The 17,873-nt window shown below is 71.9% G+C and carries 16 protein-coding genes; 13 read left to right on the top strand and 3 right to left on the bottom strand.

Annotated elements, in window-relative coordinates; translation table 11 throughout:
* The first annotated feature begins 48 nt into the window (after positions 1-48).
* The 4 genes from ACZ4Z1_RS34710 (at position 49) to ACZ4Z1_RS34695 (ending at position 1,072) form a co-directional block, all read left to right on the top strand.
* Complete coding sequence (locus ACZ4Z1_RS34710; protein ID WP_468490650.1) at positions 49-264, top strand: hypothetical protein; 216 nt, start codon at positions 49-51, stop codon at positions 262-264.
* Entirely contained in the window at positions 261-479 is a 219-nt protein-coding gene (locus ACZ4Z1_RS34705) for a hypothetical protein (protein ID WP_468490649.1), read from the top strand. The genes ACZ4Z1_RS34710 and ACZ4Z1_RS34705 overlap by 4 nt, the downstream gene beginning before the upstream one ends.
* The gene (locus tag ACZ4Z1_RS34700; protein ID WP_468490648.1) at positions 476-682 is read left to right on the top strand and encodes a hypothetical protein; all 207 of its coding nucleotides are present in this window, start codon (positions 476-478) and stop codon (positions 680-682) included. Before ACZ4Z1_RS34705 ends, ACZ4Z1_RS34700 begins: the two co-directional genes overlap by 4 nt.
* A gap of 126 nt (positions 683-808) precedes the next feature.
* The gene (locus ACZ4Z1_RS34695; protein ID WP_468490647.1) at positions 809-1,072 is read left to right on the top strand and encodes a hypothetical protein; all 264 of its coding nucleotides are present in this window, start codon (positions 809-811) and stop codon (positions 1,070-1,072) included.
* 1,521 nt (positions 1,073-2,593) lie between these two features.
* Here ACZ4Z1_RS34695 and ACZ4Z1_RS34690 read toward each other — a convergent pair.
* The 3 genes from ACZ4Z1_RS34690 to ACZ4Z1_RS34680 all read right to left on the bottom strand — a co-directional run bounded on the left by ACZ4Z1_RS34690 (position 2,594) and on the right by ACZ4Z1_RS34680 (position 6,930).
* Complete coding sequence (locus ACZ4Z1_RS34690) at positions 2,594-3,172, bottom strand: helix-turn-helix domain-containing protein (protein ID WP_468490646.1); 579 nt, start codon at positions 3,170-3,172, stop codon at positions 2,594-2,596.
* A gap of 161 nt (positions 3,173-3,333) precedes the next feature.
* Positions 3,334-3,750, bottom strand: coding sequence for a hypothetical protein (locus tag ACZ4Z1_RS34685; protein ID WP_468490645.1), 417 nt, complete (start codon positions 3,748-3,750; stop codon positions 3,334-3,336).
* Positions 3,751-3,858: 108 nt separating this feature from the next.
* On the bottom strand, positions 3,859-6,930 hold the full coding sequence (locus ACZ4Z1_RS34680) for a spherulation-specific family 4 protein (protein ID WP_468490644.1): 3,072 nt from the start codon (positions 6,928-6,930) through the stop codon (positions 3,859-3,861).
* A 1,253-nt stretch (positions 6,931-8,183) separates the two neighbouring features.
* Between ACZ4Z1_RS34680 and ACZ4Z1_RS34675 the strand changes: the two genes are divergently transcribed.
* The 9 genes from ACZ4Z1_RS34675 (at position 8,184) to ACZ4Z1_RS34635 (ending at position 17,861) form a co-directional block, all read left to right on the top strand.
* On the top strand, positions 8,184-9,110 hold the full coding sequence (locus ACZ4Z1_RS34675) for a hypothetical protein (protein WP_468490643.1): 927 nt from the start codon (positions 8,184-8,186) through the stop codon (positions 9,108-9,110).
* Between the two features lie 53 nt (positions 9,111-9,163).
* On the top strand, positions 9,164-9,427 hold the full coding sequence (locus ACZ4Z1_RS34670; RefSeq protein WP_468490642.1) for a hypothetical protein: 264 nt from the start codon (positions 9,164-9,166) through the stop codon (positions 9,425-9,427).
* Positions 9,424-10,479: a conjugal transfer protein gene (locus ACZ4Z1_RS34665; protein ID WP_468490641.1), complete on the top strand. Its 1,056-nt coding sequence runs from the start codon at positions 9,424-9,426 to the stop codon at positions 10,477-10,479. Before ACZ4Z1_RS34670 ends, ACZ4Z1_RS34665 begins: the two co-directional genes overlap by 4 nt.
* Positions 10,476-10,799 carry a hypothetical protein gene (locus tag ACZ4Z1_RS34660; protein ID WP_468490640.1) on the top strand — a complete coding sequence of 108 codons (324 nt, stop codon included), beginning with the start codon at positions 10,476-10,478 and terminating at the stop codon, positions 10,797-10,799. The genes ACZ4Z1_RS34665 and ACZ4Z1_RS34660 overlap by 4 nt, the downstream gene beginning before the upstream one ends.
* Positions 10,796-11,380 (top strand): hypothetical protein, encoded by a 585-nt coding sequence (locus ACZ4Z1_RS34655; protein ID WP_468490639.1) that lies wholly within the window; start codon positions 10,796-10,798, stop codon positions 11,378-11,380. The genes ACZ4Z1_RS34660 and ACZ4Z1_RS34655 overlap by 4 nt, the downstream gene beginning before the upstream one ends.
* Positions 11,381-11,384: 4 nt before the next feature.
* Positions 11,385-13,919, top strand: coding sequence for an ATP-binding protein (locus ACZ4Z1_RS34650; RefSeq protein ID WP_468490638.1), 2,535 nt, complete (start codon positions 11,385-11,387; stop codon positions 13,917-13,919).
* Positions 13,916-16,372, top strand: coding sequence for a hypothetical protein (locus tag ACZ4Z1_RS34645; protein ID WP_468490637.1), 2,457 nt, complete (start codon positions 13,916-13,918; stop codon positions 16,370-16,372). Before ACZ4Z1_RS34650 ends, ACZ4Z1_RS34645 begins: the two co-directional genes overlap by 4 nt.
* Positions 16,369-17,346: a C40 family peptidase gene (locus tag ACZ4Z1_RS34640; RefSeq protein WP_468490636.1), complete on the top strand. Its 978-nt coding sequence runs from the start codon at positions 16,369-16,371 to the stop codon at positions 17,344-17,346. The genes ACZ4Z1_RS34645 and ACZ4Z1_RS34640 overlap by 4 nt, the downstream gene beginning before the upstream one ends.
* A gap of 263 nt (positions 17,347-17,609) precedes the next feature.
* The gene (locus ACZ4Z1_RS34635) at positions 17,610-17,861 is read left to right on the top strand and encodes a GntR family transcriptional regulator (RefSeq protein WP_468490635.1); all 252 of its coding nucleotides are present in this window, start codon (positions 17,610-17,612) and stop codon (positions 17,859-17,861) included.
* Positions 17,862-17,873: the final 12 nt, after the last annotated feature.

Genomic DNA, 17,873 nt, shown 5'->3' with positions numbered 1-17,873 from the left:
AGAAATCCTCATGGCAGGTGGCCACCCTGCGTCTCTACGGTCTGGCTCATGACGAATAAGCAGCCGCAGCCGCAGCCCGAGACCGCAGACCCGGACGGGGCGACAGAGAGTCTGCGCGAGGCCCTGGCGCTGGCCGGTATCGTCCTGCCGTCCCTGGCCCCGGATCCCGCTTCCCCCACCCTGGGCCTGGTCAACCTCGGACGGGTGCGCGCGGATACCGCGATGCGGCTGGCCGCAGCCGTACGCCGGGGAGCTGCAGAATGAAGGACGACGAACCCGCCGTCGGCTGCCTCGCCTACGACACCGACCAGCAGCGCGTCGGCCAGGTCATGGGCCACGTCGGTGCGTACGTGCAGCTTCGGCCGCCAGCCGGCGGTCGTGAGTGGGACGCCCACCCCGAAGCACTTCGGTCTCCCACACCGCGCGAACTCTCATCTGGGCCTGGGCAGGCCGCTCCAGAGCCGGAGGAGAGCCGGTGACTCCCCTGGCGGTCGACCCAGTACACCTGACGGGTCCGCAGCAGGAGGGCTGGAACTGTGCACTGTGCGGTGCCCGGCTGTACGCCGACCGCTCCCTGGGCATCCACCGGATCCTCTCCTGCGGCCAGGAGATCGACATCGAACTGTGGGCCTGCGCGCCCTCGTGCGAAGCAGCCGCATCGGCGCGACGTCCTCTTCACTAACCGCCCACGCGACACCGGTGGCCGTTGTTCATCACCCGGGCCAGGGCGAGTACCTATATTGCCCGAACAAGGTCGAGGGACCGTGGAATCCGAGATTGCCGACGAAGCGGTACGTGTGTAGCCGACGTGGCTCCGGACATCACCGCGGAGACCGGCAGCCGTACGTACGCGCTCAGCGAGCTGATGGTCCGCGGCCCGTGGCACAAGACCGGCTCCGCCAAGCAGATGCTCGAAGGCCGGCCCGAAGAACGCGCCACGCTCCTCGTCGACCAGAGCCACCCCAAGGTCCACGCACTCTACGAGTCATGGGGCTGGCACACGCTCGGTGACCTCCGGCCCCGCCTGCCCGACGCGCCTCTCTTCCACGCCATGCTGCTGCCCCTCCACTGACCCGTCAGCAGGATGTGCGAGCTCGCGTTAAATGCGGTGATCCCGATCCGGTGCCACACGATGTGACAGGCCCATTCTCTGAACTACGCGCGCAACGGCCAGCACGACGGGAGGGTGAGGGCAGTCCTCAACGCCGCTGTACCGTCTTCGGGAGAGGACCACTGGCAGGGGGCGGGATGAGTCAGCTTGAGTTCAGCTGGGAACTCAGTGGTAGTGGTTGGGCGATCTGCCGCATCGCGGACGGTGTATCGGAGCGGAAAGACGTCGTGAGCTACTGCACGGACGCCCTTGCAGACGTGCTCCACGGTGTCGCAGGGCTCTACGGACCCACCTCCGTCCAGCGTTTCTCCTTCGATCTTGAGCCAGCCGAAGTGAGGTGGGTTCTGCGTCGCAGAAGCTCAGACGTTCAAGTTGCGATCTACCGGTTTCCCGACATGTCCACGAGCTTCGACGTGCCGGACCAGGCGGGCACGCTCTCGTGGACTTCCACTCAGCCCCTTAGCCGCCTCGGGCACGTCGTCTGGGAGGCTGCTCAATCGGTGGTCCGGCTCCACGGGGAGGACGGCTACAGGGCGAAGTGGGTTCAGCACCCGTTTCCCGTTGCTGCGCTGCAAGACCTCCGTCGTCTGCACGTGCAGCACGACCGATGCGAACGTCAGCATGGCGGATTGTCCGCGTAAACCACGGTCGGACGCAAGCATGCTCCTCTCTGACCTGAGCCTGTGTGGCGCAGTGGGTGTGAGGTGTCTGGGGACATGAACTGCAGGTTGTTTTTCGTGCGAGTCGGCAGGCCTGTTGACCTGCCGTCGTTCGCACCCGCCCAGCCTTGCGATCATGTACGGAGCGACAAAACGTTAGGGCGAGGAGGAGTGAGTTGTTGTTCAAGAGAGCCAAGCGCGACCGCAAGGATTCTGGCCTCAGGGACGTCAAGGGTGCCAAGGGCTACCAGAGGAAGACCGGATGGCGGACGGAAAGCGGCAAGACGTCCGACGAGGAGACTGTGGCGGCAGCGGTTGTAGCTTCCACCATTGTGATCAGCTGACCTGGGCTTGGTCTCAACACGTCTGACGCCCATTCCGCACCTGAGCTACCCTCGGCCGCTGCGCTGGGGAGAGGCGGAGGTCGCGGGCTGGCGTGCCGGCTATCGCTGGTGCGGTCCTGCGGCCGGGGGCGGGGTGACGTGCTCTGGATCTGGTGCAGCACCGCGTACAGCCGGTCGTCGCGGGGGCGCTTGGCTGGCCTCAGGTCCTGGCGGGGACGTCGAGCGGGACGGCCAGGTGCGCGGGGTTCGGGTGTCCGCTGACGCTGCGCGCTGCGTCGGTAAGGGCGGCGCGGACCGCCTTGCGGTAGGCGGCCGGCTCCAGGCGGGTGAGCTGGCCGCTGCCCCGGGACGCCGACTCTGATGGCCCGAAGACGGAGAGCGAGCCGCGCAGGGGCTGCGGCTCGCCGAGGCGGGCGAGTGCGGTGGCGGTGGAGCGGGCGGCTGCCCAGTGCGGTGACCAGCCCCGCCGTGCCAGGACGTTACGGCGTCCGTGCAGGGTGTGCGCGGTCCACGGCCGCGTCCGGGCTGTGGTCGTAGGAGGCGAGGTAGAGCGCCTGGCGGTGCAGCAGCGCACCGCCGGGTCCTTGAGCGGCTGCGTGCTCGGTCACTGCGCGCAGGTGGTCGAAGAACACGTGGCCGTCGGCCGGAGCCAGCCGCGGCGCGGTGGCGACCGGGCCGCGCCGCGGCCGGGGTATGCATCCGGCGAGTCCCGGCGGGGTGGTGCCGGTCAGGGCCCAGGCCAGCATGTGTGCGGTCTGCCGGGTGTGGACCCACCCGGCCAGCGGATGCGGGCGGCTGCCGTCTTCATCGAGGGCGGCGGCGAGGATGCGGTCCGCGTCCATCGCCGCGTCCAGCCATCCCACCAGCGCCGCGTCCGCGCCGATCGCGGGCAGGTGGCGGAGCAGCTCCAGCATCGCCCCGGCTCGCATGTTCGCCAGCGGCCGCCGCCCGGACTCCCAGCCCTGCACCGTCTCGGTATCCACCCCCAGGGCCTCGGCCAGGGCCGCTTGCGTGCGGGGGATGCTCTCGCGGGACAGCCGCAGCACAAAGCCGGTCACGGCCCCTGCTGCTGTCCGGCGTGGCCTGCCCATACCGGCCCACTCCCCGCTCGCCCAGCGCCCCGAAACCCGTACTCACGATCAGTCCTACGCACCCGCGCCCGCCGTACGGTCAGCATCCGTCGAACGAGACCGCCGTGCCGACCGGGTCCGCGACCACGTCAGCGAGGCGAACGATGAGCAGTACGCACACGGTTCTGTACGACCCCGCCGGGCGCACCGAAGGCGAGCTCCCCCTCGACCGGGACGCGCATCGGGACCTGGTCCAGACCGTGCTCGCATGGCCCGCCACACCGGTGCCGGCGGCCGCGGACCTCCGGCAGATCGCGCTGCAGCTGACCGGTGCCGCCCGGGCGGTGACCGGCGACGTCCGCCGCGCCGCCGGCCGGCTTCCCGGCGACCACCCGGCTCTCGCCCTGGCCGACGTCGTCCTCGCCGAAGCCGACCGCCGCCTGTCTGTACCGCCGCAAGCCACCGTGCGCTGCGCCCGGAACCGCGCCCGCCTGGTGCGCGCCCTGTGGTCGTTTGCTCGACAGCTGGTAGGCAGCCTGGACCGCTTTCCCGGGCGAGCTGTTCATGTGAGACGTCCCAGCTCTCTTCGGGATTGTGCCGACGAAAGCCCCGGCGGCCGCAGGCGGCGCGGCGCCGGGGCTTCCGTTGTGTGTGGGCTGGGTCAGGTCATCGGGTCATTTGGCGCAGTAGCGGCCCTTGCCGTCCGGTCCGCCGTTGTAGGTGGGGCACGGTGTGAAGACATCGGCGCGCGGCCCGTAGCCCTCTGCCTGGATCACCACGTGGTCCGCCAGGGTCTTCGAGGTGCCGATCGGGAGTTTCCAGCTATAGGTGTAGCCGTCGACGCTGGGCGTCGCGCTCCCCACAGGCGACCAGGACCATTCGCCCTTGGTCCCGGTGTAGGACATCAGGGTGTTGTTTTCCATCATGTACTGGGTGCAGACGAAGCCCCACTGATTGGTGTTGATGGGCCAGCACGGACTGTCGTCGTGCTCTGTCGAGAAGTCCTTCCAGAAGTAGACGCGGCGGAAGGAGTAGGGGACGTAGAAGTCCGCGGAGACGGTGGTGGAATCCGCGCCGGCGGCGACCTTGACGTTGCCGACGGGCCGGCCGCCGGGCAGGGACTCGGTCTTGACCGTGACGCTGTTGCTGGCGGCGGATTCGCGGCCGGCGGTGCTTTGTGCGGTGACGGACAGGGTGTAGGAGGTGCCGCCGGGCTCCAGCCCGCCCAGGGTCGCCTGGTGCATCGAGGCGGGCAGGACGGCCATGGTTTTGCCGTTGACGCGGACCACGTACCGGGCGGCGTCGGCGACAGGCTGCCACTGGATGCTGCTGGAGCTGTAGTCGGTGGCCGTGGCCTTCAGCCCGCCGGGGGGCGCGGGGGTGGCGCTGCCCGAGTTGCGGTTGTAGGGGGTGGGCGGTGCCGCCTTGGGGGTGCCCCCGGGAACGGCGGCCTGTTCGGCGGCCAGGTAGTCGGCGCCCGGCTGCTGGTCGTAGGGGTTGGGCATGACGTCGTCGGTGATCTGCACGTAGCCCGCGCCGCGTTCCCGGGCGGCCTTGGCCGTGCGGTCGATGCCGTCGGCGGGGACGTCGTAGATGATGTGCCAGATCTCCGAGGAGCTCTTGGGCGTCCAGCCCAGCGGCTTGTAGTTCAGCTCGGGGTTGGCCGCCTTCCCGAAGTACCCGGCGTAGCTGCCTTCGTAGGTCAGGAGGATGTCGGCGCTGCCCTCGTAGCACTGGGGCACGATGGTGCCGGGGTTCAAGACGGTCAGCGCGCCGCGGTGCATGCGCTTGACGTAGTCGTTGACCTCGCTGTACAGGGCGGGGAACTTGTTGTTGTCGCCACAGGCGTTGAAGCCGTCGTCGAAGAAGATGCCGTCGATGCTGGAACCATAGAGCTGGTACCAGGTGTTGACGTCCTGCTCGATCTGGGCGACCCAGTCGGCGGCGTCGAGCGAGCCGAGCCGGGTGCGGCGGTTGTCCGCCTGGCCGAAGTAGCCGGTGTCCACATAGCCCAAAACCCGCTTGCCCGAGGCGTGCGCCCGGTCGATGACCTTGCGCCACTCCTCGACGGGCTGGGAGCCGGGGCCGTTGAGGACGTTGGCGACCAGGACGCTCATCTTGTCGGAGGAGGCGCCGATCATCCGGTCCCACGCCTTGGGGTCGCCGACGGGGCTGGTGTAGGCGGCCACCGCCACCTGCTGGCCGAAGCCGTCGTCCTGGCCGCCGTCGCCGGATTCCGGATCCGCGACCCAGCCCATGAGCAGGGCGTAGGCGATGGCATCGTCGAACGCCTCGGCGATTTTCTTGGTGCCGGAGTCGTTCGGTGTCAGCCCGTCACCGGACAGATCAGAGGTGGTCAGGGCGCTGGTGTCGGCCAGCACGACGTGCCGCCCCGCGCTCTGCCAGGCGTCGACCATCGTGCGGATCTCGGCGTTGTAGGCGGTGATGCGGGTCTGGACGGTGGAGTCGGTGGAGGGCCCGAGGGGGGCGACGGCCACCACCGTGCTCGGGTTCTCCTGGTGGATCTGGTCGACCAGAGCCTTCAGCCGCTGCGCGGCGCCGTCCTGCTTGCCGTTCTTCATGTCGTAGGTGCCGGCCTGCAGCGTCACGACGTTGGGCCGGTACTTCGCCAGTGCCTTCGTGGCCCGCTTGGTGATGGCGCTGATGTCTTCGCCGGGAGCGCCCTCGTAGGCGGAGCCGCCCGTGACGTCCGAGGCCTTTGAGCCGACCAAGTGCACCGGAACGTCCCGCTTGTCGGAGAAGAAGGAGACTGCCGCCAAGAGGCCACCGACCATGGTGGTGCCGTAGCCGACCCACTCAGGTGTACCGAAGGTCGAGTCGCCCAGGGGCATCATGTCCAATTCCTTCGGCTCCGCGGCCGCCCGCATCCCGGCCAGTCGCACGGGGAAGTGGTCCGAGGAGCCGCCGGCCTCCACGCCGGCCCGGAGATGGCCGGTGTCCGGGTCGTTGGTGACGAAGTAGTCCAGTCGCCCGCCGTGTATGTGGGTGGGTTCGTTCCGCCTGCTCGCCAGTACGCGGGCGACAGGGAAGAGTCCGCGGTTCTGCAGTACGTCGGGGTCGACGTTGAAGTCGCCGCCGGCCGTCCACTCATAGTTGGGGTTCCAGCTCTCGACCGCATCGTCGATGGCCTCCAGGAGCGACGCGGAGTCGCCGCCCGACCCGGACAGGCCGTGGACGGTGAAGTACCAGTGCCGGCCGAAGCGGACACCGAGGGTGGCCCGGCCTGCCGAGACGGGGTTGGCGACGACCCGCACTTCGTCGGGCTGCCGGTGGGTGACGATCGCGATGTTCACCCGGCCGCCCACATTCGTGCCCCCGTTGCTGTCGGTCTGCAGGTAGTACACATGCATCGGGTGGTGCCGATACGAGCTCTCGGGGTGCCACTCGTAGTGCTCGACGGTGTGGCCGTCCGTGGTGATGGTGTCAGCCGGGTCGCCGGCGCCGGGCGGTCCCGAGGGGCCGACCTCCTGCAGGAGGACGATCTCGGCACGGTTGGTCTGGCGCACCACCATCCCCGTCCACTTGCTCGCGGCGTCCTGTGCCTGGCCCTGCATGTTGAGGGTGACTAGAGGGGTCTGCGCCAAGGGCGCGGCAGCCGCCGGGCGGCTGCCCGGCGCGACGACGAGGAAGGTGGCCAGGAGCGAGGCCGCGACCAGTATCACTCTCGGTCTGGTCACCAGACGCACCCGGGTCAGTGCGCCGGTGATGTGTTTCTTGATGTTCACCAAACGAGGTTAATGCCCTATACACATATAGCGAATGTGGCCCCCGGCCTGCGCAAACGTGCACCCTCTTGGGGCGGCCAGCCCTGGCGGTGAAGGCCGCTCCGGCCGCGGCCCACCGACGGTCAGACCAAGGCACCAGCCTCCTGCCCGGCGGCCGCCGGGCACGACCTTGACACGGCTGGCCCGCATGCGTCCGGGCACGCGCCCGCGGGCCTGACGGACAAGGCGTCCGCACCGGATCTCAGCAACGTTCCCACCAGCCCGGCCGGACACGGGGCGGCAGGAGGCCTCCGCCCCACGCCCGTTCGTCCAGCCGTCCGTGCCGCTACCCGTCACCGTGCCGACGGCTGCCGCGGGCTCGGCGCTATACGACCCGGCCCCGGCACCGAGCGCCGCGGTGGCCGGCGGGCAGCGAGTCGGCGGGGGAGGGCCGCAGCCGACCGCCCTCGATGTACCTGCGGCCCGCCTGCCGGAGCCTGCTGACGTCACCCTGCCGTGCGGGCGACGGCACGTCATCCGGGGCCGCAGCGGCGGACGCGCGGCGAGGCCGAACTGAACCCAGTTCAGCAACGGATTGTGACCATAGCCGGATGGCTCACCGAGGCGGAGGACATCGGCGAGAGCTCTACGGCGCGGAGGCCGCCCGCCGCCTGAGCCTGTCGCCGCGGACCGGACAGCGCCGCCTGAACAACGCCGAAGGCGTACCTGGCCGAGCAGTACCAGCAGGCGGGCGTACGCACCTGCCACCCGTAGGGAGCTTGACCGCCGCCCACCGTTTGGTGGCCGGCTACGGAGCCCGGCCATCGGCCACCGCCATGTCGCCGCCCCGCCCCCGCGGTCGGCCCGCTGACGGCTGGCGGCTGTGACCGCTGCCGGTGACCGGTGGCCGCTCGGCGGCTGACCGGCGCGGCAGGCCGGTGGCCGACGACCGGCCAGATGAGTCGTCGGCCACCGGCCATGGCCGATCCCTGCTGATCGGCACACCTCGTCCGCGGCCGACCCCTTGCGCTCCAGCCGTCGCCGGCGGCACGGCCGCGGAAGGCTTGCCCGCCACAGGGCGGGGCTTGCCCCCAGTGGCACGGCTCGGTCACACCCGGCTTGCCCGCCCGCGGCGTGGGCTTGCCCGATCGGCAACCGAAGGCTTGCCCAGCACGCGGGCAAGCCCCTGACCTGCTCTCTCAGGGCGATGGGCAAGCCTTCGGGCAAGCCGGGGTGAGGAGAGTGACGGCACGAGATCCGAAAGGAGACGTGCCGTGCTCGACGTAGTACCCGGCCCCGCCCGCACCGCCGGCGGGATCTTCCGCCGCCTGGATACGGAGTGGGCCGCGCTGTGCGCCGACACCGCCGTCCAGGCCGCCGTGGCCGACTGGCTGGTGGCCGATCAGCTGGCCGACGCCGTCACCGCCGTGACCGATGCCCGGACCTCCGCCGTGGCCGATTCCTGGGCAAGCACCCTGGGCCCCGCACAGGTGCTGGCCGCACTGCGGCCTGGCGCCAGCCGCCTGACCGACGAGCTGACCGACGCCGTCCTGCGCGCCCTGCTGCGCCGCGCGGCCGACGGTGGCCGATCGGCCACCCTGGCCGCACGCGTCATCGTCCAGGCGATGATCCCGGCAGCCGTCCGGCTGGCCCGCGGCCAGGTCCGCGCCACCGGTGGCCGCACCTTCGATGCGGTCGCCTCCCTGACGGTCGCCGGCCTCTTCGAAGTGGCCCGCTCCGGACGCCTGCACACCCGGGCCGGCCGGCCCGCCGCGAACCTGATGCTGGACACGTTGCGTTACGTCTGCGCCGGGCTCGCCGCCGACCACGAGGACCGCGGCGAGCACCTGGCCGCCGCCGAGCACCTGCCCGACACCGCCCCCGGCCCCTACGCGCAGGCCCACGCCGGTGAGGTCGAAGCCGCGGCCGCGGCCGCCGGCCTGACCCCCGCCGGGGAGGCCACAGAAGCAGAGACGGCCAGTGCCCGGCTGGAGCTGCTGGAGCTCGTCCTGGACGCCATGGGCGCCGGTGCACTGTCGCCCGCCGACGGCCGCGCCATCGCCTGGCACTACACCACCGCCGCGGTACCGGATGCCGAGGCCGCCGCCCGCGTCGGCACCACGCCGGGGGCCTGGCAGCGCCGCCGCTCGCGCGCCGTGGCCCGTCTGACCGCCGGCCTCGCTCACCTGCCGGCGGCATGACCCAGCGCCTCTCCCCGGCCACCGACCGCCCCCTGCCACGACAGGAGATCTCCATGCCCCAGGCCGACAAGGCGCCCCTGAATGCCGATGAAGAGCGCGTCACCCGCGCCCAACACCTGCTCATCCAGCTGGGCGCCGCCCTGGTCTGCCAGCCCTTCGACACCCGCACCCACGACCGGCTGCGGGCCTTCCTCGCCGAGGACGCCGACGCCGTCCTGGCCTCCTTGCACACCCTGCGGCAGCGCCCGGAAGCCGACCTGCAGCGCCGCATCACCGAACTGGCCGGCCACAGCCTGCCCCTGGGAGGCACCACATGAAGACGCCCTGGACCCGCCGTCTGCGGCAGCCCGGACCGGAGACGCCCGAGGAGCCGCCCGCCGGCCACGCCGCGGACACCGGCTGGACGACGTCGATGTCGACCGGCGCCACGGCGAATCTGACCGCCCTGCTGCGCTGGGGCATGTGGATGCTGCTGGCGGCCGGCCCGCTGCTCGGCACCTGGGCTCTGCTGGCCCCGCCCGCGCCAGTGGCCACCGCCACGCCCCGCGCACCGGCAGTCGGCCCGGCGGACGGCCGGGACGCAGCCGGCCCGGCCGGTTTCGCCGAGCAGTTCATCCTGGCCTACCTCGACGCCGGGGACGGCGCCGAGGCGAACCTCGCCCGCTTCTACCCGGCCGCCCGCCACATGACCTGGCCGGCCGGAGCCAGCGGCCAGCACGCCCAGGCGGCCTCGGCCATCCAGGTCCGGCCGGTCTGCGACGGCTACTGGTCGGTCACCGTCGCCGCCCGCGTCACCCCCACGGCCTCAGCGGGCGCGGCCCTGCGCTACTTCCAGGTGCCCGTACGCGCCGACGACCGTACGGGCGGCCGGACCCTGACCGCGACGGCACTGCCCGCCGAGATCGCCGCCCCCGCCACCGGCCCCGCCCCCGAACTCGCCTACGGGCCCGCCCATGCGGCGCTGCCCTCCGACCCGGCCGCCACCACCCTCCAAGCGTTCTTCGCCGCCTACCTGACCGACGGCCAAGCCGGACAGCTGGACCGCTACCTGGCCCCCGGCACCGCACTGGGACCGGTCCGTCCGGCGCCGTACCGGGCGGTGAAGGTCACCCAGTACGCCGAGCAAGGCCACGGCCCAGCCGACGGCGCCGCGGCCCAGCGCCCGCCGGACGGCGTCACCCGGCACCTGCTGGTCGATGTCACCGCCGACACCGAGCAGACCAAGGAACAGCCGCTGACCTACGCCATCGAGCTGCGCTCCCGCGCCGGCCGCTGGGAGATCGCCGCACTCCAGGGCGCGCCAGCCCTCGCCTCACCTCACCCCACGACCTCTGCTTCGCCCCACTCTTCGAAAGGACCTCGCTCATGACCTCCCTTGACCTGGTGCAGCTGGCCGGCATCCTCGACGACGCCGAGACCCTGGGCACCCGCATCAAGACCCTGCTGGTCGGTGTGGTGCTCGGCGTGATGTACCTGGTCTCGGTCGCCATGACCTGGGGCCAGACCAAGTCGGTGCTCAAGACGGTGGTGGTCGCCATCGGGGGCGCCGCGGTCTTGGCCATCGTCGCCAACGTCACTGTGCTGCGCGACAAGATCGGTGAGGACATCAAGACCGCCGACGCCCACCACAGCGTCAGCGCACCCGTGCTCACCGGCGGCGAGAAGCTGCCGGGCGAGGACGGCCGGTGAGCACCTCCGAGGACCAGCTCCTGGTCGGCCGCTGCTACACCAAGGCCCGCCGCCACCGCGCCGTCATCGGCCGGCTGCCGGGCGGCGGCCACCTGTGGGGCGGCCCGTACACCGTGCCGCAGTTCGCCGTGGCCGGCGCCGCCTTGGGGCTGATGCTGCTGACCAGCGGCCTGTGGGCCCGGCACGGCATCGTCGATGTGCTGCCGCTGCTGGCCGTGCCCTACGGCCTGGCGCTGGCGGTCGGACGCATCCGCCACGACGGACGCAACCCGCTGGCCACCGTCGCCAGCGCCCTGGGCCTGCTGGCCGGCGGCGGCACCGGACGGCTGCACGGCCGGCCGGTGCGGCAGCGGCGCCCGGCGGCCCTGGCCGGCATCTGCTCCCTGAACGTTCAGCCGCCCGAGAGCGCGGCGGAACCGCCCGGCCCCACCACCCTGGCCCGCCCCCATACCGCGGCGCCGCATCCCCCCGCGGACGTCGGCCGCCCGGCCCAGGTGGCCTCCGGCGTCCAGGCCCTGCTGGCCGCCCGCACCCCCGGGATATCCGGCCCGCCCGACGCCCCTTCTGCGACTTCGAGGTGACTTCATGCGCATCCCCGTCCGGCATGTGGCCGGCAACGTCATCTGGACCCACCACGGCACCTGCTGGGCCCTGTGGCGGGTAGCCGGCAGCGGCCACCCGCAGTCCTCCCTCGCCCTCAAGCAGCGGCGGCTGCGCACCCTGGAGGCTCTGGTCAAGCAGCTCGGCGGCGAGTCGATGCTGCTGTCGCTGTGCCCCCAGATCGACCCGGCCGCGGTCGTACGCAAGATGACCGACGGCATCGACCTGGACGCGTGCCCGCGCTACACCGAGCTGGCCCTGCGGGTGCTGGACCAGCTGGAGACCATGGAGCTGACCGGCCGTACCGACTGGCTGGCCGTGCCACTGCCGGCCGGCAGTGGCCGCCAGGCCGCCGGTGCGGCCTTCGCGGCAGCGCGCGCCGAACTGGCCCTGCAGCTGGGGCTGCTGCCCGCCCCGCTGAGCGCGGCCGAGGAGGCCCGGCGCCTGGCCCAGGCCCGCGACCTGGCCGCGGCCTGGCCCGCAGACGTGGACGTACGGCCCGCCAGCGAAGCGGAAATCCTGTGGATCTACGGGCACAGTGCCCGGCGCGGCGTGCTGGAGCCGCTGCTGCCCGACCCGGGCGACCAGCTTGTGTACAGCCGCGGCCGCGGCACGGCGGCGCTGGGCCAGGTGCTCCTGGCCGAAGGAGGCCGGCCCGCCCCCGACACCGCCCCGGCGCGGCAGGCCGGCAGCAGCCCGCTCGCGCGCCGCTGGCTGCAGGCGAGCACCGAATGGGGACAGAGCTACCAGGCGTTCATGATGCTGGCGGAGATGCCGGAACGGTTCGTCTTTCCCGGCTCCGACTATCTGGCCGCGCTGGACGAAGCGGCCTTCCCCGTCGACTGGACGGTGCGGTTGAAGGTCACCCCCGGCAGCGTCGCCGAGCGAAAAGCCCGCCAGCAGGCCCGCGAAGTGGCCGGCCAACCCGAGGAGTACGCCGCGGAGAGCGCCGGCGTGCCCGCCCACGTCCAGCGGGCCGCCGAGGACCTGCACGACTTGCGCACCGCCCTGACCAGTTCGCACAGCGAAGTCGAGGTCCAGGCCATGGTGGTGCTGTGCGTATGGGGCGCCACCCCCGGCGAAGCGGAGGCCCGCGTGGCGGACCTCAAGACGTACTTCGCCGGCAACGAGTACACCCTGACCCGGCCGGTGGGGGAGCAGGAGCGGCTGTTCTACGGCATGCTGCCCGGCGCCCGCACCCCGAAGGTCATGGCCGCCTACGCCCAGGTGCTGCTGGCCCGCGACTTCGCGATGGCCGGGCCCTTCGGCGCCTCGGAGCTGGGCGACGGCAGCGGGCCGCTGTACGGGCTGCAGCTGTCCGGCGGCGGCACCCGCCCGGTGCTGACCGACTGGTCACTGGGCCCGCGCAAGAAGGCCTCGGCCTCCGCCGCCTTCATCGGCGAACTCGGCGGCGGCAAGTCCCTGGCCATGAAGGCGGCCGTCTACGGCATCCTCGCCGCCGGCCGCCGCCTGCAGCGCCCCAACAGCCGCGGCCGGGCCGCCATCGTCGACCGCACCCCCGACCAGGAATGGGTGCGCTTCGCCACCGCCTGCCCCGGCACCACCCAGGTCATCACCCTGGATGAGAAGGCGCAGGTCTCCCTCGACCCGCTGCGCATCATCACCGACCGCACCGAGGCCCAGCGGCGCACCGAGTCGTTCCTGACGCTGCTGCTGGGCATCGCCCCGATGGACGAGATGGGCGTGGCCCTGTCGGAGGCCATCGAGACGGTCCTGGCCGCACCGCAGCCGTCGATGGCGCAGCTGATGGCCGACCTGACCGAGCGCGGCCGCCGGGATGCGGCCGCCCAGGCTTTGGCCCGGCGGCTGACGGCGGTCGCGCGCAAGGACTTGGCCCGTACCGTCTTCGACCCCGCGCTGCCGGTGGCCGATGTCGCGCGGGCCGACACCATCGTCTTCGCCGTCGCCAACCTCGCGCTGCCCAAGGAACACGAGCTGAGCGCGGACCGGCTGGCCAAGCTCGAGTTCGAGAAGAGCTTCGGACGGGCGGCGCTGTACTTGATCGCCGCGGTGTGCCGCAAGGTCTGCTTCGACGTGCGGGAGGAATTCGCCGTCGCGGTGTGGGACGAATGCTGGTGGCTGACCTCCTCCCCGGAAGGTATGGCCCTGCTGCTGGAACTCGTGCGCGACGGGCGCAAGCACAACGCCGGCGTCCTGGTCGGCTCCCACGACGCCGAGGACATCGGCCCGCGCGCCAGCGAGCTGGGGCAGGTCATCCGCGGCCTGTTCCCCCGCAAGTTCCTCTTCCGCCAGACCGACGTCACGCTCGCCAAGCGCGCTCTGGCCTTTCTCGACCTCGACCCCGAGGATGCCGACCTCATCGAGACGGTCACCAACAACCTGTCCCCGCTCAACCTGCCCGACGAGGAAAAGGCCCAGCGGGCGGGGGAGTGCCTGCACCGGGACCTGTACGGACGCATCGCCGGCATGCAGGTCGTCATCCCCGCCGACCCGCAGGCGGCCGCCGCCATCCACTCCGACCCGGTGGCGGCCGCATGACGCGGCTGCGCCGGGCCGGGCACACGGCGAGAGGCGGGCCGGGGAGCCTGTGGCGGCTGGCGCTGGTGATGTGCGTCGCCGCCGTCCTCACCGCGAGCGGGACGGCTCCTGCGGCCGCGGCTCCCGGCCCCCCACCGCCCGCGGCCAGCACGCAGCCGCCTTCCCCACCCGCCGGCTCGGCCGACCCGCCGGGCCCGGCCGGCGGGCAGGCCTGGGCGGACACGGCACACGGCAAGGCAGCCGCGCAGAAGGCACTGAAGGAACGAAAGAAGCTGTGGGCGCAGAAGGACGGACTGCGCCAGACCCTGGATCGCCTGGGGATCGGCCACGACGACCTGCTCGACTCCTTCCGCATCACCGACGAACACGGCATCCCCGTCTCCACGTTCTCGGTGGACGCCGACAGCGGCGCGTGGTCGGACTGGGATTTGAAGGTCGAAGCGTGGCTGACCAACGTGCTGTTCATGGCCGTCAAGTGGCTGGTGGCGTTCGCCTGCTGGCTGCTGACCTGGGCGCTGGGCTTCAAGCTGGCGCAGCTCCTGCTCAAGCCTGCGCTCGCCGTATCCGACTCGCTCTACACCAGCGTCCTGGTCCAGACCGGCATGCCCGCCCTGTTCCTGACGTTTTCCGGCATCACCGCCGCCTGGCACTTCTTCTTCGGGCAGCGCTCCCGCGGCTGGGGCGAACTGGCCGCCTCCCTGGTGATCTCGGCGCTGGCCGCCACCAGCCTGGCCTCACCGCCCCAGAGCCTGCTCGGCGCGGACGGCGCCGTCGGCAAGGCCCGCGACCTGGGGGTGGCGGGCGCGGCCATCGTCATGGGCGGCCAGGAGCCGGCCGGCACCGCAGCCGGGGAAACCTTGAAGACCATCACCACGCCGATCACCGACAAGCTCGTCGACGCCTTCGTCGTCCAGCCCGCCCAGCTGCTCACCTACGGACAGACCTTCACCGGCACCTGCGCCTCGCGCTACACGACCTCCCGCATCGACAAGGCCTTCATCAACCAGAAGGTCGCCGAGCAGACCAAGGCCATGAAGGACCTGCCCAGCGGCGGCGACGTCATGCTGCCCGGCATCGGCGGGAAGATCGAAGACTTCGTCCGGGACAAGGCCGGCCAGTGGGCCCTGGACACCTTCGGCCCCCAGCCGGACGAGAAGTTCGAAAAAGCCTGCGTCACCGGCGACGCCAAGGAGGCCAAGAAGGCCTCCGCGGACAAGCTGGCCGGCGCCGCCTTCATGCTCCTGGCCGCCCTGCTGGTCTGCGCACTAGTCATCGCGCTGGCCGGCGGCTACCTCGCCGCCCAGGTCTGGCTCGCCTACGAGGCGATGCTGCTGCGCGCCGCACTGGTCGCCGGCACCCTGCCCGGCCCCGGCCGCGCGTGGCTGTGGTCGCGCGGCGCCTCCATCACCCGCGGACTGGCCCTGCTGGTCGTCCTCGTCGTCGCGCTCGGCGTCTTCGTGGTGGCCGTCACCGCCGTCGTCACCGCCAAGACCACCGACATGCCCGGCGGCATCATGGTCCGCTTCGTCCTGGTGGACATCCTGTGCCTGGGCGCCCTTGTCTTCCGCAAACGCCTGACCCGCGCCACCCACCAGGCGGCCACCCGCCTCAAAGCCCGCCTGGGCGCCTCCAAGCTCGGAGGGGCTGGCGCTCCGTCCGGCCCGGGCGACGGCACGGGCAGCCGGCGTCACGGCGCCCTGCGCCGGGCCGGGACCGCCGCGCTGATGCTCGGCGCGATGGCCGCCACCGGCGGCACCGCCGGTGCAGCGGGCGCGGGACTCGGCCGGGCCGGCAGCGCCCGCGCCCTGACCAGCCGCCTGGCCCAGGGCGCCGGCCGCCTGGCCCGCGGCGCCGAGAAGACCGTACGCGCCGGTGGGCGTACCGGCCTGCGGCTGGGCGCGCTCAGCTACAAGGCGACCCACGGCCTGCCGGTCTACGGCCCGCGGGCCGCACGGCGCACCGTGGTGGCAGCCCAGGCAGCGCAGGGCCGGGTCACCGACGCCGCCGCACAGCTCAAGGAGCGTCTGCAGCAGGCCTACACCACCTACGAGGGCCCGGTGCGGGACTGGCTTGATGAGTACGAACGCGGCACCGGCCTGCGCTGGCTCCTCAACCGCCACCGCGTCCGCACCGGTCGGCCACCCGTCCAACCCCGCACCCCCAGCCGCCTGCAGAACCTCTTCACCACCTCTGCCCCCGCTCCGGCGGGTCGTCGTGCGCCGAGGCAGGCGCCCCCGCCGCCAGCCCCCGCGCCGCGGCCCAGCCGCCGCACCCAGCGCATCCCCCAGCGTCCGGCGACGCCACCGGCCTCCAGCCAACAGGCGAGCCTGCAGCAGCGGCTGCACCGCATCCGCACGCGCACCCGCGCGGCCAACCAGTCGGCCACGCCGCCCGCCCCGCCGCGCCGCCAGCCTCCGCCGGCGCGCGCCCCGCGGCCCAGGAGGCGACCGTGAAGGCCGCGGGGCGTACGGCCGTGGTCACCGGCCTCGGCCTGATCCCGGCCGCGCTGGTCGCCGTGCTGGTGCTGTTCATCGCCGCGGTGGCCAACGGCGCCGCCGGCCACCAGGAGACAACCGGCACGTCCGGCACCGTGCCAAGCGGCCACGTCGGCGATATTCCCCCGCAGATGCTGGCTCTCTACCAGCGGGCGGCGCCGACCTGCCTCGGTCTCGACTGGTCGGTGCTCGCCGCGATCGGCAAGGTCGAGACCGACCACGGACGCCACCCCACCATGCGCTCCAGCGCCGGGGCCGTCGGACCGATGCAGTTCCTGCCCTCCACCTTCCAGCAGTACGCCCACCCCGTGCCGCCCGGCGGGAAGAACCCGCCCAGCCCGTGGGATCCCACCGACGCGGTCTACGCCGCAGCCCGGATGCTGTGCGCCAACGGCGCCAAGGCCCGCACCAGCGACGGCCTGTACCGGGCCATCTACTCCTACAACCACGCCGACTGGTACGTGAAGAAGGTCCTCGCCCAGGCCAAGGCCTACGCCGCGATGCCCCGCAGCACCGGCCCGGGCTCCGGGGCGGGCGGGACGGACGACCACGGCTCCAGTCCGATCGTGCGCGCCGCGATGACCCAGCTCGGCGTGCCCTACGTCTGGGGCGGCGGCGGCATCCACGGACCCTCCGGCGGCGGCCTCGACTGCTCGGGCCTGACCTCCTACGCCGTCTACCAGGGCACCGGCGGACGCGTCACCCTGCCGCGCACCTCACAGCAACAGCGGTTCGTCGGCGTCGCCGTGCCCCGCGACCAGATGCGCCCCGGCGACCTGATCATTTTCGACAAGGACGGCTGGGGACACGTCGGCATCTACGCCGGCGGGCACAAGATGATCAACGCGCCAAGGCCAGGAAAAAGTGTGGAATACGCGTCTCTGGCCGGATACTGGGAACGCTACGCGTGGTCTGTACGGCGCGTCGGATGATCAGAAATGTCGACGTCTCGGTGTTCTGTCGTTGAGACGTCGACACAGGAGACCTCGCAGGCCAAGCGCCTCACTAATCTGTCCGGGCCAGCAAGATGCCCGATCTGTCTGCGGATTTCGCCAGATCGACGAGACGGAACCGCCGACAAGTCACTGAGACACCAGGGCGAAGGCTCAGGTCGAACGCGTCTGCTTCGGCAGCGCCCACATCGGGCTCAATCCAACAACCGAGATGTGTCACGGCTTCTCAGCACCGAGGCACTGTGACCCCATTGCGCCCGGTGCCGGTGTACGTACTGATCGCCGGCGTGCTGCGCGCCCGCATCAAACGCGGCGGCTGGAATCCGCTACGCCCCTTGCCTGGCGAGCAGCGTCTCGCCGACGAGTTCGGCGTCGCTCGCATGATCGCACGCAAAGCCGTTCGCGTGCTTGCGGACGAGGGGACGCTGTTCGTCGTTCCGCAGCGCGGCGCATTCGTCTCCGCTCCCGAGCAGTCCAGTCCCGAAGGGGCGTGAGTCGACGACCGT

It is taken from the genome of Streptomyces sp. NPDC030165 (assembly GCF_055573595.1).
Note: the sequence above shows the minus strand (reverse complement) of the source record. Positions and strands in the feature narration are given on the sequence as shown.

What these genes read in the sequence shown, in the direction of transcription:
- ACZ4Z1_RS34685 (WP_468490645.1), bottom strand. Translation starts at nt 3,750, where the DNA reads ATGAACAGCTCGCCCGGGAAAGCGGTCCAGGCTGCCTACCAGCTGTCG.
- ACZ4Z1_RS34705 (WP_468490649.1), top strand. Translation starts at nt 261, where the DNA reads ATGAAGGACGACGAACCCGCCGTCGGCTGCCTCGCCTACGACACCGAC.
- ACZ4Z1_RS34660 (WP_468490640.1), top strand. Translation starts at nt 10,476, where the DNA reads ATGACCTCCCTTGACCTGGTGCAGCTGGCCGGCATCCTCGACGACGCC.
- ACZ4Z1_RS34665 (WP_468490641.1), top strand. Translation starts at nt 9,424, where the DNA reads ATGAAGACGCCCTGGACCCGCCGTCTGCGGCAGCCCGGACCGGAGACG.
- ACZ4Z1_RS34650 (WP_468490638.1), top strand. Translation starts at nt 11,385, where the DNA reads ATGCGCATCCCCGTCCGGCATGTGGCCGGCAACGTCATCTGGACCCAC.
- ACZ4Z1_RS34710 (WP_468490650.1), top strand. Translation starts at nt 49, where the DNA reads ATGACGAATAAGCAGCCGCAGCCGCAGCCCGAGACCGCAGACCCGGAC.
- ACZ4Z1_RS34645 (WP_468490637.1), top strand. Translation starts at nt 13,916, where the DNA reads ATGACGCGGCTGCGCCGGGCCGGGCACACGGCGAGAGGCGGGCCGGGG.
- ACZ4Z1_RS34670 (WP_468490642.1), top strand. Translation starts at nt 9,164, where the DNA reads ATGCCCCAGGCCGACAAGGCGCCCCTGAATGCCGATGAAGAGCGCGTC.